Source organism: Rhodospirillales bacterium (assembly GCA_020638175.1).
GTDB lineage: Bacteria > Pseudomonadota > Alphaproteobacteria > Micavibrionales > Micavibrionaceae > JACKJA01.
The window spans coordinates 1968137-1986846 of record JACKJA010000002.1 but is presented as its reverse complement, the minus strand read 5'-3'; the positions used below and the strand labels follow the sequence as shown (position 1 = coordinate 1986846).

The following is an 18710-nucleotide window of genomic DNA, read 5'->3' as shown; positions in this document are numbered from 1 at the left end:
CCTTTTTGTTTGGTATTTTTCAGGATGCGCAGATGCGTCAGGAACCCGGAGTTGAAGCTCTGGCTTATACCGATTTCATGGCGGAGGCTTCGGCGGGGCACATTTCGGATGTCACGGTAAAAGGCCAGGAAATCAAGGGGCATTTTACCGGCGATGGCCGTGTGTTTACTACGCTGGTTCCCGAAAATGAAAATGTTGTTGATCGCCTGACTCAAACGGGCGTGCGGATTACTGCAGAAAAAGATGAAACAGAGCAAATCAGTCTGTTTAGCGTTTTGTTGTCCTGGTTCCCGATGTTGCTGCTGATCGGTGTGTGGATTTTCTTTATGCGCCAGATGCAGGGCAAAGGCGGCGGTGGGGCTATGGGCTTTGGCAAAAGCCGCGCGCGTCTGCTTAATGAACAACATGGCCGGGTGACGTTTGATGATGTGGCCGGGATTGATGAGGCCAAACAAGAGCTGGAGGAAGTTGTTGAATTCCTGAAGGATCCTCAAAAATTCCAGCGTCTGGGCGGTAAAATTCCGAAAGGCGCGCTTCTGGTCGGTCCGCCGGGGACCGGTAAAACGCTGGTGGCTCGCGCTGTGGCGGGTGAGGCCGAAGTGCCGTTCTTTACCATTTCGGGGTCCGATTTCGTTGAAATGTTCGTCGGGGTCGGTGCCAGCCGGGTGCGCGATATGTTCGAACAAGCCAAGAAAAATGCGCCCTGTATTATCTTTATTGATGAGATCGACGCCGTTGGCCGTCATCGGGGCGCCGGTCTTGGCGGGGGTAATGATGAGCGCGAACAAACCCTTAACCAGTTGCTGGTGGAAATGGACGGGTTCGAGGCGAACGAAGGTGTGATCCTGATCGCCGCGACCAACCGTCCTGATGTTCTGGATCCGGCTTTGCTGCGTCCGGGCCGGTTTGACCGGCAGGTTGTCGTGCCTTTGCCCGATATCAAGGGCCGGGAAAAAATTCTGCAGGTTCACATGAAAAAAGTGCCTTTGGCGGCTTCGGCGAATGCCCATACGCTAGCCCGTGGGACGCCCGGTTTTTCCGGGGCTGACCTGGCTAACCTTGTGAATGAAGCGGCGCTTTTGGCGGCGCGGCGCGGCAAGCGCGTTGTCGGTATGGATGAATTCGAAGGTGCCAAAGACAAGATCATGATGGGCGCCGAGCGCAAATCCATGGTGATGACCGATGAAGAGAAAAAACTGACGGCTTATCATGAGGGGGGGCACGCGATTGTTGCCCTGCATGAGCCGGAATCCGATCCGATCCACAAGGCGACGATCATTCCGCGGGGCCGGGCACTGGGGCTGGTGATGCGCTTGCCGGAAGGTGACCGGATTTCCATGTCGATGGCCAAGCTGAAGGCTGATCTGGCTGTGGCAATGGGCGGACGGATTGCTGAAGAAATGATTTTCGGCAAGGAAAAAGTGACGACGGGAGCGTCCAGCGATATCAAGCAGGCCACCGATATCGCCCGGCGCATGGTGACCGAATGGGGGATGTCCGACAAGCTGGGGCCGCTTCATTACGGGGCGGATCAGGAAGAAGTTTTCCTGGGGCATTCCGTGGCGCACTCCAAGAACATGTCTGATGAAACGGCGTCGACGGTTGATTCTGAAGTGCGCCGGATTGTTGAAGATGCTTATGCCCGGGCCACTCAAATCCTGTCGGATAACATTGAAGAACTGCACAAGCTGGCCAAGGCTTTGCTGGAATATGAGATGCTGTCCGGGGACGAGATCAAGGATTTGCTGGCCGGCAAGCCGATTATCCGCGATGAACCGGAAGAGCCGACCGGCGGCACGCCCAAGGCCTCGGTTCCGACCGTTGGCGGCGATGAACCATCCGGCGGCGAGTTGCCGCAAGGGGCTTAGGCCGTTAGCCGGCCATAGGCAATATCCCATGTGATTGGGCCGTCCGGGTGGCGACGGTCGAATTCACGGCAGGCTTTTAATATGTCTTTGTGAGAGAGCGGCTTGTGGCCGGGACGGGCACTGTGAGTGCCGGTGTCCGCTAGGCTTCTCAGGAAGGCGCGGGCCGATCCGTATGGTATTTTGATTTTATCCCGCTGATAAATACCCGGCAAGTTGTCCTGTACATCTATCATGCCATTTTGCAGGTCGAGGCTTTCCAGTGTTTCCCGCCATTCTGGCCAGTAATCCGACCCCAGCGTTGCGTAAAAAAGCTCTCCGCCCGTGGTCAGGAATTTTCGTAGTCGTTCCAGCCCTGCGGCAGTGTTTTCGAACCACTGGACTGTCATGCTGGTGGCGATCAGGTTAAAGACCGGCTGTAAAGAGTAGGCTTTTTCCGGATATTCACCGTTGACCAGCGCAAAGGCCGTATGGGGGACGGCGGCATGTTTTGCGCGGTTGGCTTTTAGTTTTTCAGGCGATAGATCGGAAATTACCAGTGTTCCAAAATCACCATAGGTTCTTAAAATTTCTGTTGTCAGAAGCCCTGTGCCGGCCCCGATTTCAAGGATATTCGGGCGCTGTTTCTCTTTGAATTTTTTTGCCAGCCTTTGGGCGACGATACGCTGCAGATGTCCTGCCTTTTCGTAGGTCGTGGCTGCGTCCCCGAAGGTTTCGGCAATTCGGTTCTGGCGGGGGGTGGGCGGTGCGTTTGTCATGGTGCGTGATCTATAGCAGGGGAAAACAAGGTAATCAATATTTTTCATAAAAAATTGACGGCGTGGGGCGAATATATTACAGTCCTGCCATTATGCGCAAAAGACGATCCAGAAATACGCAGAATTTTGAATCGATGTTGCTCTGTCATGAGATCTATCTGGACCCGCTTATGAAGGATGGGGTGCAGCTGGATGCTTATGATTATAAGGTGCAGGAGGCTCTTTATAAAAACCGCGCTCTTCTTAAAAACAGGATTTTATGCTCGGCTCTTCTGGCCAAGGTGCAATTACCAATGGCTGATTTGTCGGGATCTGATATCGCCTATGCTGATTTCAGGCGCGCCGATTTATCGTATGCCGATGTAAGGGCCAGAAATTATACGCGGACAAATTTTCGCGGAGCGGATTTATCCCATGCCCGGCTATGTGTCCGGCCTTCCTTGTTTAAGGCTGTTTTTGATACAGAAACCTATTTTCGCAAGACCTCGCTTTACAACAGGGACGGTATGCTGCTGGCGGCGGAAGTGGCGTGGACCAAAGAAAACGGGTTGGTGCTCCGGCCTTTATCAAAATGGCAGGAGATGAAATTCAGGTTTACCGCTTTGTCTCAAAACGTACCCTTGTTACCGTTTGCCAGCGCGGAAATCCTTTTTAACCAGATAAAGGACCGCGCTCGTTTCGAAGATGCGCGGCAGGAATGGATACATGAAAAGGACAGCAGGGGTATAGGAGGACAGGCAACAGCCGGGATGACGGCAAAGGTTCACTGCTTGCGACCGCCATCATGCTAAAAACCTTTGCCTATTCCTGTCTTCACGGGTAAAACCATTTCTATGACACGTAAATATTTCGGAACGGACGGCATTCGCGGCAAAGCCAACACTTACCCCATGACGGCAGACATGGCGCTGAAGGCGGCTATGGCGACGGCGCTTGTTTTAAAACAGGAAGGCCGGGCGGGCGATCATAAAAACCGGGCGGTGATCGGTAAAGATCCCCGTTTGTCGGGTTATATGCTGGAACAGGCCATGACGGCCGGTTTCCTGGCGATGGGGATGGATGTATTTTTGACCGGGCCGTTGCCGACGCCGGCGATTGCCCGTCTGACACGGACGCTGCGGGCTGATGTCGGGGTGATGATTTCCGCCTCCCATAACAATTATCAGGATAACGGGATCAAGCTTTTCGCGGCTGACGGCTATAAGTTGCCGGACGAAATGGAGCTGGAGATCGAGCGCTGGATGGACCGGGATATGAATGCCGAACTTCCGGGGCCGGCGGCCCTGGGTAAAGCGACCCGGATTGACGATGCGCAGGGGCGTTATGTTGAATTTGTGAAACGGTCTTTTCCGCGGGAATTTACGCTGGAAGGCATGAAAATCGTAATCGACTGCGCGAACGGCGCGGCATACAAAGTGGCGCCGCAAGTGCTATGGGAACTGGAAGCGGAAATTATCCCGATCGGGGTGTCGCCGAACGGACGCAATATTAATGCCGGTTGCGGGGCGACCGATACGGCGCTGCTTCAGCAAAAAGTGGTCGAAGAGGGCGCTGATATCGGGATTGCGCTGGATGGTGATGCGGATCGCCTGATCGTCATTGATGAGAAAGGCAACCGTGTTGACGGTGACCAGATCATGGCGTTGCTGGCTGTGACCAAAAAAGAGCAAGGGTTTTTGCAGGGCGGCGCGATTGTTTCGACGGTAATGTCCAATCTTGGGCTGGAACGGTTTTTGAAGACGCAAGACCTCGATTTGATCCGCACGCCGGTTGGGGACCGCTATGTTGTGGAAACCATGCGGGAAAAAGGCTGTAATATTGGCGGAGAACAGTCCGGCCATATGATCCTGTCCGATTTTTCAACGACCGGTGATGGTTTGCTGGCCGCGTTGCAGGTTTTGGCCGTGGTTAAGGAAAAAGGGTGTCCGGCTAGCACGGTTTTGCACCTGTTTGACCCTTTACCGCAAATTTTGAATAATGTCCGGTTCGAAGCCGGCGCGCCGCTGGAAAGCGAGATCGTGAAAGCGGCGATCAGGCGGGCGGAAGAAACGCTGGCCGGCGATGGCCGTGTGCTGGTGCGAGCTTCGGGAACGGAGCCGTTAATCCGCGTTATGGCCGAGGGAGATGATCTGGCCCGTGTGGAGACGATCGTAAATGATTTGTGTTCGGTGATTGAAACCGCGGCCAAATCGGCTTAGTCTAGTATCTCTGATTGTAAGCCGTTTGGGAAAAACGGTTCTTTGTTTCCGGGAGAGAGACATTCATGACAAAGCAAATTCTATGTATCGGCCAATCGGATAGCTGCGCCGTTGCCGGCGTTCAGGCGGATCTGAAAACTATTCATGCGCTGGGCGGCTATGCCGCAACCGTATTGACGGCCGTGTCGGCCAAAAACACGCAAGGGTATCGCGATACGATGGTGTTGCCTGAGGATATTGTGTCCCGGCAAGTCGAAGCTGTTCTGGATGATCTTGATATTTCCGTGATTAAAACCGGGATGATGGCCAGCACCGGCATGATTAATCTGGTGGCGCCCTATATTGAAAAAGCCCGTACCGCCGGGGTTAAAATTGTCATTGATCCTGTGATGAATACGCGCTTTGACCGCGTGATCTTGAACAAGGAAGCCAAGGATGCCTTGAAACGCGTGATGCTGATTCATGCGGATGTCCTGATCCCCAATGTGAAAGAAGCTGAAGAGCTGACGGGGATGAGTATCCGCGATATTGACGATATGAAGCATGCCGCCGAGATGTTGACGACGCTGGGGCCGAAGGCGGTTATCTTGCGCGGCGGGGATATGATTTCGGGCGATCAGGTGATTGTTGATGTTCTGGTTGACGATGACGGGGCCGAAGTTTGCCAGTCCGATCGTAGCGCGACATCCGAAAAAGACGGTGTGGGGGCGACGTTAAGTTCCGCCATTGCCATATCGTTGGCGCAGGGAATGACCTTATCGGAATCTTATGTACGGGCGCGGACGTTTGTGAACAAGGGTATGGCTAAGGCTGAGCCCATCGGTAAAGGGTTTGGTCCGTTAAATCATTGTGTAGACGACCAATAATAATCGTTTTCTGCTCTTGATCTGGCCGGTTTTTTCGGGCAAGCCTGTCGGGTTTGAATGCGCGGGTGTGTCTTGAACGTTTTTTACAGGGGATGAAAATGGGTAACGTTGCTGTTATTGGCTCCCAGTGGGGAGATGAAGGCAAAGGAAAGATTGTTGACTGGCTGTCGAGCCGTGCCGATGTCGTGGTGCGTTTCCAAGGCGGGCATAATGCCGGCCATACGCTGGTGATCGACGGGGTGGAATACAAGCTTCATTTATTGCCTTCGGGCATCGTGCGCCCCGGAAAGATATCCGTAATCGGTAACGGCGTGGTGGTTGATCCGTGGGCGCTGCTTGACGAAATTGAAACCGTGAAGGCCAAGGGCGTTGCTATCGGTCCTGAAAATTTGCGGATTGCTGAAAATGTTAATTTGATCCTGCCGGTGCATCAGGAAATGGACGGGGCGCTAGAGGCTGCACGTGGCAAGGGGCAACTGGGGACGACCCGCCGCGGGATTGGCCCGGCTTACGAAGACAAAGTGGCGCGGCGCGGCATTCGTCTGTGCGACCTTTATCATCCTGACTTTTTACAGGAAAAAATCGAAAGCCTGATGATCCATCACAATGCGCTGTTGAAGGGGCTGGGGGCAGAGCCGGTCGATCCGGTGGAAACCTATGACCGCTTGATGGCTGTGTCTGAAAAAATTCTGCCTTATGCCGACCCGGTTTGGCGGACTCTCGACAAAGCTCGCTACGAGCGCAAGAAAATCCTGTTTGAGGGGGCGCAAGGCGTGATGCTGGATGTCGATCATGGTACCTATCCGTTCGTCACGTCGTCGAACATCGTAGCGGCGCAGGCGGCGACCGGCTCCGGCATGGGGGTTAAGGCGATCAATTATGTTCTGGGGATTACCAAAGCCTATACCACGCGCGTGGGCACCGGCCCTTTTCCGACGGAGCTGCATGATGAGGTAGGGGAACGGCTGGGCCAGCGCGGTCATGAATTTGGCACGACAACAGGCCGTAAACGCCGCTGTGGCTGGTTTGATGCTGTATTGGTGCGGCAGGCTGTCAAAGTCGGCGGTATTGACGGGATCGCCCTGACCAAGCTGGATGTGCTTGACGGGATGGATGAAATCAAGATTTGCGTCGGCTATGAGCTCGATGGCAAGCGGGTCGATTATTATCCGGCTTCCCAGATACAGCAGGCGGCTGTGACGCCGATCTATGAAACGGTGAAGGGGTGGAGCGAGACGACCTATGGCGCCCGCTCGTGGAACGATTTGCCGGCGGAAGCCGTTAAATATGTCCGCCATATCGAGGAGTTGATTGGTGCACCTGTGACGCTTTTATCCACTAGCCCGGAACGGGACGATACGATTTTGGTGCAGGATCCGTTTTTTGCCGGTTAAGTGCCGCAACAGATCATCTTAGACAGTTTCCCTTTGTGCCGGTTCAGGTTAGAATAACCTGTAAGCGTGTCTCTATGCCGAGAAGAATTCTGGAGAAAAAACGATAATGGTTGCTGAGGGGGGCCGGGACAGGTCCGATAACACAGAGGCGGAAAAAGAAAACGGATCGGATGCCGGGACAGATAAGCCGGCCTCTGACAAGAAACCGGATAAACTATCCGGGAAGCTGTCGTCTTTGTCTGTGACGGTGCTTAATAATGAAATCGAAATACAACCCTCTAACCCTTTGCCTTATCTGGATCAGGGGCCGGTAAAAGCTTATGTGGCTCGTGGTAAAGGGGGGAAAGACGGTAATTATTTCGCCCTTGTTTGTGAAAAACACCTGGTTCCGCGGGTTCGTATGGGGGTTGTTTTCGCCAATGTTCTTAATCCATCTCTGGTAAGGTTGGTGGCATCGGGCGTGGCTTATTGGCCGCCGGCCGGAGCAGAACGCTATATGTTTGTTTACTCCCGTGATATCGGGATGCCGCTTATGAAGTCGCTCAAGGAAGATGGGCTGGGCTGGAAACAGGATCAGGTCATGAGCGCCGTTATCAAGCCGATGATCGACGTGCTGCTGGATCTTCGTAACAAGGATATAACCCACGGCAATATTCGCCCCACCAATATGTTTGACGGCGGCACACAAAAGGTTGAGCGAATTATTCTGGGGGAGTGTCTGGCAACGCCGCCATCCTATGCCCAGCCTGTTGTTATGGAGACTGTGCACCGGGCGCTGGCCGATCCGTTGGGCCGCGGTATCGGAACGTTGCAGGACGATTTATATTCATTTGGTGTTTCTCTGGCCATGATCTTGCGCTCGCGTGATCCTCTGAAGGGGCTGAGTGACGAAGATATTATCCGCAGCAAAATCGAAAAAGGCAGTTATCTGGCGATTGTCGGGAAGGAAAGATTTCCGGCGGCTTTGCTCGAATTACTCAGAGGGCTTTTATACGACAATCACAGCCAGCGATGGACACTGGACGATGTTTTGACATGGCAGGATGGTCAGCGGCTCAGTCCCAAACAAAGTTCGAGAATGTCGAAGGCTTCCCGGCCGCTTGTGTTTGAGGGCGAGCACTATTTCTGGCCATCTTTGCTTGCTCACGATATGAACAAGAATCCTTCGGCGGCTGTTGAATTGATAAACTCTCAGGCCTTGGAGCAGTGGGTCGATCGTTCGCTGGAAAGCAGCATGACAAAAAACCGGCTGGAAGATGCTATAGAGAGTGCCGGGGCGTCGGGGCAGGATGCCGGGTATACCGACCGGCTTATAAGCCGCGTGTCGATTGCTTTGGATCCGGAGGCACCCATCCGTTTCAAGGGGCTGAATGTCCATCCCTACGGTATTCCCCCTGCTATGATGGGGGCGTATTGCCAGAGCCGCGATGTGCAGCCTTATATCGAGGTGATTAATCAGAAAATGGTGGCGTACTGGTTGGCGGCACAGCCTGATTTTTACAGCGAGTCTGTTACGCTGGCTAAAAAATACGATAATTGCCGGATGTTTTTGAACCAGAACAGCATAGCCTATGGCATGGAGCGCTGTTTGTATTTCCTGAATTCCGATGCGCCGTGTTTAAGTGAAAAGCTGGCCCATTATTATATTCGCAATGTCGAAGATTTAATGAATGCTTTCGAAGATATGTCTGGAAAACCCGACCGGCCATACCTGTTTATAGACCGCCATATTGCGGCCTTTTTATCAGTAAAGGAGCGAAAAGTTATCGATCCGTTCCTGATTGAGCTAAACAGCAGTAATGAAAACCTGAGGATTTTGGGAAATATTCTGTGTTTGGCATCTATCCAAAAACGCGAACGTCTTGGCGCTTTTCCAGGGATAGGGGGATGGGTTTTGGATTTGATGCCGGCTTTGCTTGAGCGTTATCATGATCGCCATTTGCGAGATTATATTCAGAAGAAAATCGAAAAACTGGCCAAGGCCGGTGATATTGTAAAGATTGCCGGTATTCTTGATAATGAAGAGGCCAAGACAGGAGATTTTTCAAGTTTCAGGCAAGCAATGCGGGAATATGACGATCTCAGGAAAGAAACGGCTAAAATCAATCATAAGCTAAAGCGCCCTGAATCTTTCGGGAAAAAGACAGGACAGGAACTTGCCGCTGTTTTCTCAGCCTTTCTGGCCGGGATTGTTATTTTAACATTTGCGTTTATCGCTTTCTTCAAAGACGGAACGTTCTGATATGGCCGTGAAACAAAAAAAAGCAGCATCAAAAGTGGCTGGTAAAAAACGAGACTGGCGCACCGGTTTGTTTGTTACGCTGGGACTGATAGCGGCGATTGTGATGTTGCCGACGACGGTGTTGCTCATGGTCGGTATGTTGCCTACGCTGGTGGCGGCTTTGTTTGGAAAATACGGGCGCGGGTCTATAGCCTTGACGGTCGGGGCTATGAATCTGGCGGGGTGCAGCCCCTTCCTGTTTCATCTGGGGCTGCACGGTCACAGTATGCAGCTGGCTTTTGAACTGATTTTAGACCCTCTTAATATTGTCGTTATCTATGGGGCGGCAGCTTTGGGGTATCTGATTAACTGGTCTTTATCGGGGATTGTCTCGACGGTGATTGTACAGCGGTCTTATGCCCGGCTGGAGGATATTAAAAAGCATCAGGAGGCTCTGGTAAAGCGCTGGGGCGAAGAGGTTACCGGTGAGTTGCCTCTTGATGAAGATGGTTTTCCTTTGTCGACAAAAAAGGAGAGTGTTGAGTCTGACGATGAAGAAGAACAGGAATAACTTGTTCTTAATTTTCCTCGAATTGTAGCGATAATATACGGATTGTTAGCGCTTTAGAGATAAACTTTCTTATGGGGAAATCCTGTGCGGGCCTGCTCGCCTTTCGTTGCAAGCAATATAAACGAAACGGGATTTGTATATTAAAGGCCCTGAATTTTAAAGGGGCGGGGGTAGCGGTAACGGACCATGTTTATAGATTTATGCAGCTTCTGGCGCGACCGTAAAGGTACGACGGCGATTGAGTTCAGTCTTCTGGCTATTCCCTTTGTGACATTTGTGATCGGTATAATTGAGCTGGCCCTGATGGGGGCATCGGCGTCCCTTTTGCAAGGGGCGATGAGCGATGCGGCTCGTTTGGTTCGAACCGGACAAGTGCAACAGACATCCGGTGATCCGCAGCAAATGTTTGCCGATGCTTTATGTGCTAAAGCGTCGGTTCTTTTGAATTGCAGTAATATACAATATAGCGTCGAGCGTCTGGATGCTTTTTCTGATGCCAATCCGGCGCCGGATGTTGATGAAGACGGTAATCTGGTGAACACGCAGTTTGATCCGGGGGCGTCGCGCGATGTGGTTTTAATTCGTGTGGCTTACGGTTACAGATTCATGACGCCCTTGATCGGGAACGTGTTTTCCAATTACGCGAATAATACACGGTTGCTGGTATCTTCGATGGTTCTTGAGACGGAACCCTATTATTTTGGAGATTAATAATAATGTTTGTGACGCCTTTTCAATTAATGGCAAAGCTCAAAAGCTGGGTACGCGATGACAGTGGTGTGGCGGCGATGGAATTTACTCTGGTTTTCCCGTTGTTAATGTTGCTTTTGATCGGTGTTTTTGACTTGGGGAACGGTATCCTTGCAAACCAGAAAACGATTATGGCCTCCCAGACTATTGCCGATTTGGTGGCCCGTAATACCGTTGTTAATTCTGATATGCTGGACGAGGCGGTGCGAGCCGGTGAATTAGCGTTGTATCCGTTTCCGATAACCGATCTTGGCATTGATATTATCAGTGTCGAGTTTGATGAGAATGATGATCCTCAGGTTGTTTGGCGCGAAACCCGCAATATGACCGGGGCTAGCGATGCCATGAATAGGGCTGTTGGATTGGGGACAGAGGGCGACGGGGCCGTCATTGTTATCGTTCGATACAATTTTGATCCGACGTTCAGTTTGTTTTCAATCGATAGTATCGGGATGGAAGAAGTATCATTTTCCCGCGGGCGGCGCTCCGCGGTTGTGCAGCTGGAAAATTAACGGGGTGGAAAAGAAGGTGCAATCATGTCTATTAGCGATCAATTAAAAAGAAAGAAAACAGCTTTAGAATTCTTTTCCCGTTTTGTACGCGATATGGGCGGGACGATTGCGATTGCCTTCGCCGTTATGTTGCCTGTGATTGTCGGGGCGGCGGGGATGTCTCTGGATCTGGCGCAGGCTCACCTTGTCGGGCAGCGGCTTGGGGGGGCGCTGGATGCCGCGGCTTTGGCGGCGACAGCGTCGGAAACCGACCCAGTTGCGATTGAGGCCAGAGTTCAGGAATTCTTCAATGCCAACTATCCGGAAGACCGAATAGGATCAACATATAATTTGGATGTTACGATTGATGGTGATGATGTGATTGTGTCGGCCTACGCCGATTACGATACGTCCTTTATCCGTATTTTGGGGATAGACAATGTTACCATCTATAAAGAAACAACAGTCCGGAAAGAAACCAAAGGGCTTGAGGTTGTTCTGGTGCTCGATAACACCGGCTCTATGAGTTCCAATAACAATATTTCAGCTTTGCGGACAGCGTCGACGAACTTTATCGGGATTTTATTCGACTCCGTTGAGGTGGCCGAAGATGTGAAAATCGGTTTGGTTCCGTATTCCAGTAGCGTGCGTATCGGGCGTTACGGTCTGGGGATGAACCCGGATGGCACTCAATACGGGGACGGTTCGAGCTTTGTGACGTTGCCGGCAGATATGAGCTATACGACCGACAAAACCAGCAGCAACTGGTATGGCTGTGTTGTCGAGCATAAAGACACTGGCTATAACAGTGCCGCAACCTATGTTTCGAATTCACGTGGCCAGCTCTGGAAAGATGGCAGTAGCTGGGACGGGCATGGCTGGGATCCTGGCAGCGGCAGTAACGACCCTTATGACGATGATGTTCTCGATAATTATAGTGGCCCGTGGGATGTGTATTCTTATGGTCGGGTTATTTCCAATGGTCAGAAGTGCAGTTCCTATTCGGGGTACAGCAACACCCGGTGCAGTGATTGTACGGGATCTTACGGGAGATGTAATTCATCATACTGCTTCTGCTGGAAATCGGACTACAGCGGTGGCACAAACTATAACTGTCCTTATGCCTACATTCAGCCCTTAACCAGCGATGAGCAAGCTTTGTATGATGTTGTTAATGATATGCAGGCCCATGGTTATACCTACGGGAATATCGGGATGACCTGGGGCTATCGTTTGTTGTCGCCGGAGGTGCCGTTTACCGAGGGCGATGACTGGGATAGTGAACGCTGGCAGAAGGTTATTGTGATGATGACCGATGGTGATAATACGATGGAAAGTACTTACTCCACCTATTGGGATACCAGAAAGCACGATATCACTGTTCCTGATATGAATGATCGTTTTGCGGAAACCTGTGAAGCTTTGAAAGATCTGGGGGTTACGATCTATACGATTACGTTTACCTCGAATATTGATGAAGGTACCAAGGATTATTACCGGAACTGTGCGTCGTCTTCATCCCAGTACTATGATGCACCGGCGCAGGAGGATTTGATCCAGGTGTTTGAGACAATCAGCCGTGAGCTGGCAAACCTCCATATCAAGAGCTAAAGAATATTCTCTTTAATCAGGGTGGGATATATAAAAGAATAAGGTGGGCTTTTGTCAGAAAAAGAGCCCGCCTTATTTTTGCCATATTTGTATTTATTTGATTATCAAAGTAAATGTACTTCATTACTTATAATCAATATTTCAAAAACAAAGTAAATATATAAGCATAAAATTTTATATAAATATAATTTATAGTATAAAAAACATCTCTTCTTAAAAATATTACGGAAAATTAAAAATTTTTAACCACTTGTTAAAAAAATAGGGTATATTCTATAGATATAACGGTTGTGGATTTCTCTTTTGGGGAGAGGGATCCTTCAAAAAAACAAACCTTATAACTTGCTGAAAACCAAACGAAGGAGATACTTCATGAAAACTTTTATTGCAAAAATTCAAGCTTATGTACAATCCGAAGACGGTGCGACCGCTATTGAATACGGTCTGATTGCTGCCGGTATTTCTCTGGCAATCGTGGCTGCTGTGTTTGCTTTCGGGGATGACCTGCAAGCGATCTTCTCCACGATGGCTTCTCAAATGAGCACCGCGGCTGCTGACGTGGCGCCGTAAGCCACAGGCTACGTTTAAAATTGCAGAAAAAACCCCGCTCTTGGTATATAAAGGGAGTGGGGTTTTTTTATTCTTGAAGACATCCTTGTCAATCGCGGAGCTGTTCCTATGATTTTTATGATCGTATTTTTGTTTTTGCTGGCGAGTGTTTCCGGGCTGGGCATTTTGTCTGGTGTATCCGATTTCAAGGGGTTGACGATTCCGAATGCTTATCCGCTTTTTATCGCGCTGGCCTTTTTTCCTGCATGGGCGGCGGTTCATTTTTCCGGAGCCGATATGCTGGCGCCTTTGCCGGTCCACTTAATCGCCGGCGGGGCAATTTTTGTGGCGACGTTCCTGATGTTTCTGGCGAGGGCGATGGGCGGGGGTGATGCCAAGTTGCTTAGTGCTTATGCCCTGTGGTTTGGGTTGAAGGGGTTGACAGTCTTTTTATTTTACACGGCATTGCTGGGTGGTGTTTTGGGGATCGTGGCCTTGTTCCTGAAATATAGAAAGCCGGTTAAGTCTCCGAAAGAGGGGGGCTGGATTGCGCGGGTGCAAGCGGGGGAAAGCAAAGTACCTTATGGTATTCCTATTGCGGCGGGGGCAATGCTGGGCTTTTTCCTGTTGGGATATGTTTCTCCGGAAAATTTAGTGCAGTTTCTTTCGCAAAATAACTAATTTTCTGATATACTATTAGATGATAGTTGTAACAACTGTCCTTAATTCTATGAATTAACTTATCTTTTTTGCCGTTCGGCAGCTCTTTTAAGAACTCTGTTTCAAAGGGAATGGATCATGAATAGGAACGTGGTGATTGTTCTGGTGGGCGGGATGCTTGTTGCCGTTTTGGTGGCGGCATTGGTGCAAGCCTCTCTGAGCGGCGGCAAGAAAAACGCGTCTGTGCAGACTGCGGCAGCTCCTAAAGTTCAAATTATAACGGCGGCCAAGGCTTTGGATGTGGGGACCGAGCTGACGGATTCAAATGTTAAATGGCAAGACTGGCCGAAGGACGCCGTTTTCCCGGGTGCGATTGTGAGAAAAGGCGAGCAGAAGCCGGGGGAGGCTGTTAGTGGTCGCTTGCGTCGGAATATGGCTGAGGGTGAGCCAATTACCGAAACGGCTCTGGTGCCGGAAAAAGAGGGCAATTTCATGGCGGCCAGTCTGGCCGAAGGAATGCGGGCCGTGGCTGTTGATGTCAAGGCTGCGGATTTGGCCGGGGGGTTTATCGGGCCGGGGGATTATGTGGACGTTATTCTGACTTATAAGTCTTCGATCCGGGCGCAAGGCGATGATGTGGTTGCGCGTAATACGATCGAGCGCAATCTTGACAAGCTTGCGACGGAAACGGTTCTTGAAAATGTAAGAGTTCTTGCCGTGGGTCGTTCGGCGGAGCGTGATGATGATGAAAATTCAAAAGTCGGTAAAACTGTAACGCTGGAACTTGACCGCAAAGGGGCGGAAGTTATGGCGCTTGCCTCTGAAATGGGAGAGGTTCGGCTAGCCTTGCGCAAGCTGGGCGACAAGACGGTGGCTGCTGCTCCGACGCCCGTGACGACGGATGCCCGTATGACTCGTGTTTTCGATGAAGTCCAAGACGAAATTGTCAAAGCGAAAAAGAGCTCTGGTAAAGACACCAATATTGTGAGAGTTTATAGTGGGGGTGCGCTCCAAGAAGTTTCTGTTAGCCAATGACGTTCTGTCATTTCTTTATTAATCTAAACCAACTTTTCTTATTAAGTGTTTGGGAAATAGTAAAATGAGTATGTTATCCACAAAGTTACCCGGAATCCGGGTGCGTCTGGCGGGGCTGCTGTTGGCGGCTGTCGTCGTTCTGTGTGGTGGCTGGCAAATCCATGGCGCGCTGGCTGCGAAAACTGATCTTGTGACTGTGGCGGCACATGCCCAGAAAAAAGATCCTACATTGATCCTGACGCAAGGCATGGCTGAGATTGTCGATGTTGATGGCGCTATTTCCGATATTATGGTTGCTAACCCGTCGATTGTTGATGTAAGCGCGCTTCAATCCAACCGCCTGTATCTGGTGGGGTTGAATCTGGGGAGTACCAATCTGATTGCGGTGGATGCCGAAGGCAATATTGTCAAACGTCTGAACGTTCATGTTAAAATCGATGACGAGGTTATCCAGAATCTCCTTAATGACCTTTTTCCCAAGGAAGATGTGACTGTCCACTCATTGACGGACCAGATCGTTTTGACGGGACGGGTTTCGACACCGTCTGTGGCGGCTGAGATATCGAATGTTGTGGCTCATTATATTGGCGAAATTCAGGATGAGGATTTTGATAGTCCTGATGAGTTGATCGTTAATATGCTGCAGGTTGACGGCGAGCATCAGGTGATGCTGAAGGTGAAAATTGTTGAGGCGTCCCGCGAGGTTTTGCGCGAATTGGGGGTTGAACCTAATTATACCGAGGCAGCCGGTGCCGGGCAGGCTGTGGCGAGTTTTGCAACAACGGCGGCGGCCGGTTTGACAGCCGATCCGTTCGGGGTCGCCAGTTTGATCTATGACCGGGCCGGGGACCGTTTTGGCGCTTTGCAGTTTATTGTGCGGGCTCTGGAGGAGGACGGGTTGATTAATACTCTGGCTGAACCTAACCTGACAGCTCTTTCCGGTGAACAGGCGGGCTTTCTGGCCGGGGGGGAATTCCCTGTGCCGGCCGGTCGTGACCAGGATGGCAATATTTTGATTGAATATCATCCATTTGGTGTGTCGCTGAATTTCCGCCCGGTTGTGATGAGCAACGATCTGATTAGTTTGCAACTGCAGACCGAGGTTTCGGCTATTTCCAACCAGAACAGCCTGAACATTCTGCAACTGAATATTCCGGGCTTTTCGGTGCGGCGTGCCGAGACAACGGTTGAAATGGCCAGCGGCGGTAGTTTGATGATTGCCGGGCTTCTTAAATCGGAAGTGACGAAGAATATGTCTGATCTGCCGGGTATCAAGGATGTGCCTGTGATCGGCGATCTTATCTCATCTGAAAGCTTTCAGCGGGAAGAATCTGAACTGGTTGTGATTGTTACGCCTTATATCGTGCGTCCCTACGCCAACAGGCAGATGGCGGATGAAAAGCCGCGCGAGATACATGATAATCCTTTGGCGCGGGCGTTTGCCGAGAATTTGAAGAAAATGTATGGCAGCAAGGTTGATTCATCTGCGTTGCTTGAAGGCGATGAAACATACGGATATATCATCGACTAGGGGTGAGAAGGAGTGAAACGCATGGTTTCTTTTATCGGTAAACGGAAAATTCTGGGGCTGGCGGTGATTGGTTTTATGGCCTTGCCAGGGCTGAGTGCGTGTTCTCTGGATACGGAAACGGCGATCAACCAAAAACATATCGAGCTTCATAATGATATCTATAACGAGACATTTCCGACGGGGAGTTTGACGCCGGACATGTTGCTGGCCATGAGCGATGATTATGAGCGCTATGGTGAGGGGCCGCTCGAAATCGTCATAACCTACGATCCTAAATCCAAGAAAAACACGGCGATGAAGGCGGCGGACGCTGTGGCAAAGCTGGCCAGCGATATGCAGAAGGCCGGTATTCGCAATGTGAACACCGACCTGATGCCTGTGGAAGGCAGCGGTGAAGAATCCCAGACCATGATCGGTTACCTGACAGTTACGGCGCAAGAACCTGAAGGATGCCAGTTTATGGGCGGGGTCGACGGCGAAACAACAAAAATCAATGCGGACTATGAGTACGGCTGCACGACGGAAATGTTGTTGGCGCGGCAAATATACCGTCCGAAAGATTTGCGTGGGAATGACGCGCGTCCGGATGCTTATGCCCGTCGTCGGGGTAATGTAACGTATCCTTATTCGTTCGGCGTTCCTAACCAACCTCTGGAAGGCTATTCGGCCTCAAATCAATAATGGTTTTTGTCAAGGATTTGGTAACGTTTTTGCGCCATGATAAGGGTCAGGAAAATTCTTTCCTGTTCCTGATATAACCAGATTGAGAAGAAAAAGAGATCATGAGCGAGGGGGATAAGTCATATACATCGGTTCTTTTGCCGGGTGCGCGCGTGGAACTGTTCAGTAACGATCCGCAGACGAAGGAGGTTTTTCTTTCTTTGTCTCAGGACTGGCGTTTTGCCCGGGTGGAGCTGGAAGCCTATGACGGCGATGTAGAGGCGGCTATACAATCTTATGCGACGGTGGAAGCACCGGATCTGGTCATTATCCAGACTGAAACGATTGATGACAGTTTTTCCGGGCGTCTGGGGGCGCTGGCGGCGAATTGTAACGAAGGAACGTCTGCCATCGTTATAGGGCCGGATAATGACGTTAATCTTTACCGGAAGCTTGTCGGGATGGGGGTTAGCGACTATCTGGTCAAGCCTGTTGAGGCTGTTACGTTTTCCAATGATATCGCTTCGACTTTGCTGGAACAGGTAGGGGCGCGGGATTCCCGGTTGATTGCCGTTTTGGGAGCCAAGGGCGGCGTAGGTGCTTCGACGGTGGCGCAAAGTGTGGCGTGGGCGCTGGCGGATGATCTGGGGCAGAAAACGTTCCTGATGGATGCGGCCGGAGGCTGGTCGACATTGAATGTCGGGATGGATTTTGATCCGTCGACAACGCTGGTCGAGGCTGGCCGGGCGGCGGCTGAAGGCAATGAAGACAGTTTGACGCGTATGATTTACAACGCCAGCGACAAGTTATTTGTCCTGAGCAGCGGCGGCGATGTCATGATGGATGACAGCGTATCTGCCGAGAATTACGAAGCGTTGATTGATTATGTGACGATAACTCATCCTTTTCTTGTTGTAGATTTGTCGGGGGCGCCTTCGGCTTTGTGCCGGACGGTGTTGACCAAGGCTCATGACATTCTTTTGATTACGTCCCCGGAGCTGGCTTCTGTGCGGGCGGCCCGGACGTTATCGCATGAGATCAAGGATCTGCGCGGGGGTTCTCACGACGATGTATCGCTGGTTTTGAACATGAAAGGGATTTCTCCCAAGCATGAGGTTTCCAAAGCGCAGATCGAGGAAGGCATTGATAAAAAGATAGCCGCGGAAATTGCTTTTTCTCCGGATGTTTTTTTGGCGGCGGAAAGTCAGGCCGAAAAATTGTCTGTAACCAAGGGTGGGGATGTTCTTATCGCCAATCTGTTGCTTTTGGTTCGCAGGATTGCCGGCGGCGCGGCTGAAAAAGAAGAAAAAGTTGATGAAAAGGGCGGTATAGGCAGTTTTTTGAACAAGCTGACGAAAAAATCGTAAGGGGGCGTTCCGATGTTTGGGAAAAAATCATCAACAGACGTTCCTCAGGCTAAAAAAGCGCCGAGAAAAGAAAAACAAACTCCTGTGCTGGAGGATGTTGGCGAAGAGAATTTTCCCGAAGATGATGCGCCGTCTGTTCCCTTGTCGGAAGAGCAGATGGCCCAGTTAAAGGCGCTGTCGGTG

At 51.0% G+C, this 18710-nt stretch carries 17 protein-coding genes; 16 read left to right on the top strand and 1 reads right to left on the bottom strand.

Features of this window, described 5'->3' with window-relative positions:
• Positions 1–32 precede the first annotated feature (32 nt).
• Positions 33–1868 carry an ATP-dependent zinc metalloprotease FtsH gene (locus H6868_09965; GenBank protein ID MCB9989637.1) on the top strand — a complete coding sequence of 612 codons (1836 nt, stop codon included), beginning with the start codon at positions 33–35 and terminating at the stop codon, positions 1866–1868.
• On the opposite strand, the gene H6868_09960 is transcribed toward H6868_09965, so the two are convergent.
• Positions 1865–2623, bottom strand: coding sequence for a methyltransferase domain-containing protein (locus H6868_09960; protein ID MCB9989636.1), 759 nt, complete (start codon positions 2621–2623; stop codon positions 1865–1867). The genes H6868_09965 and H6868_09960 overlap by 4 nt on opposite strands.
• Positions 2624–2715: 92 nt before the next feature.
• Here H6868_09960 and H6868_09955 point away from each other — a divergent pair, with 92 nt between their 5' ends.
• From H6868_09955 to H6868_09885, 15 genes are all read left to right on the top strand, one after another.
• Positions 2716–3414 (top strand): pentapeptide repeat-containing protein, encoded by a 699-nt coding sequence (locus H6868_09955; GenBank protein MCB9989635.1) that lies wholly within the window; start codon positions 2716–2718, stop codon positions 3412–3414.
• A gap of 42 nt (positions 3415–3456) precedes the next feature.
• Positions 3457–4821: a phosphoglucosamine mutase gene (locus H6868_09950; GenBank protein ID MCB9989634.1), complete on the top strand. Its 1365-nt coding sequence runs from the start codon at positions 3457–3459 to the stop codon at positions 4819–4821.
• Positions 4822–4886: 65 nt separating this feature from the next.
• Positions 4887–5687, top strand: coding sequence for a bifunctional hydroxymethylpyrimidine kinase/phosphomethylpyrimidine kinase (gene thiD, locus H6868_09945; protein ID MCB9989633.1), 801 nt, complete (start codon positions 4887–4889; stop codon positions 5685–5687).
• 98 nt (positions 5688–5785) lie between these two features.
• On the top strand, positions 5786–7081 hold the full coding sequence (locus tag H6868_09940) for an adenylosuccinate synthase (protein MCB9989632.1): 1296 nt from the start codon (positions 5786–5788) through the stop codon (positions 7079–7081).
• Positions 7082–7187: 106 nt separating this feature from the next.
• Positions 7188–9323, top strand: a complete 2136-nt coding sequence (locus H6868_09935; protein MCB9989631.1) for a hypothetical protein — start codon at positions 7188–7190, stop codon at positions 9321–9323.
• Position 9324: 1 nt separating this feature from the next.
• Positions 9325–9873 (top strand): hypothetical protein, encoded by a 549-nt coding sequence (locus H6868_09930; protein ID MCB9989630.1) that lies wholly within the window; start codon positions 9325–9327, stop codon positions 9871–9873.
• Between the two features lie 186 nt (positions 9874–10059).
• Positions 10060–10584 carry a pilus assembly protein gene (locus H6868_09925; protein MCB9989629.1) on the top strand — a complete coding sequence of 175 codons (525 nt, stop codon included), beginning with the start codon at positions 10060–10062 and terminating at the stop codon, positions 10582–10584.
• Positions 10585–10613: 29 nt separating this feature from the next.
• Positions 10614–11135 carry a pilus assembly protein gene (locus H6868_09920; GenBank protein MCB9989628.1) on the top strand — a complete coding sequence of 174 codons (522 nt, stop codon included), beginning with the start codon at positions 10614–10616 and terminating at the stop codon, positions 11133–11135.
• 24 nt (positions 11136–11159) lie between these two features.
• Positions 11160–12725, top strand: coding sequence for a pilus assembly protein (locus tag H6868_09915; GenBank protein MCB9989627.1), 1566 nt, complete (start codon positions 11160–11162; stop codon positions 12723–12725).
• 372 nt (positions 12726–13097) lie between these two features.
• The gene (locus H6868_09910) at positions 13098–13295 is read left to right on the top strand and encodes a Flp family type IVb pilin (protein MCB9989626.1); all 198 of its coding nucleotides are present in this window, start codon (positions 13098–13100) and stop codon (positions 13293–13295) included.
• A gap of 108 nt (positions 13296–13403) precedes the next feature.
• Positions 13404–13955 (top strand): prepilin peptidase, encoded by a 552-nt coding sequence (locus H6868_09905; GenBank protein MCB9989625.1) that lies wholly within the window; start codon positions 13404–13406, stop codon positions 13953–13955.
• A 117-nt stretch (positions 13956–14072) separates the two neighbouring features.
• Positions 14073–14969 carry a Flp pilus assembly protein CpaB gene (gene cpaB / locus H6868_09900; protein MCB9989624.1) on the top strand — a complete coding sequence of 299 codons (897 nt, stop codon included), beginning with the start codon at positions 14073–14075 and terminating at the stop codon, positions 14967–14969.
• Between the two features lie 64 nt (positions 14970–15033).
• On the top strand, positions 15034–16500 hold the full coding sequence (locus tag H6868_09895) for a type II and III secretion system protein family protein (protein ID MCB9989623.1): 1467 nt from the start codon (positions 15034–15036) through the stop codon (positions 16498–16500).
• A gap of 21 nt (positions 16501–16521) precedes the next feature.
• On the top strand, positions 16522–17181 hold the full coding sequence (locus tag H6868_09890; protein MCB9989622.1) for a hypothetical protein: 660 nt from the start codon (positions 16522–16524) through the stop codon (positions 17179–17181).
• 101 nt (positions 17182–17282) lie between these two features.
• Positions 17283–18527, top strand: coding sequence for an AAA family ATPase (locus tag H6868_09885; GenBank protein ID MCB9989621.1), 1245 nt, complete (start codon positions 17283–17285; stop codon positions 18525–18527).
• Positions 18528–18710 lie beyond the last annotated feature (183 nt).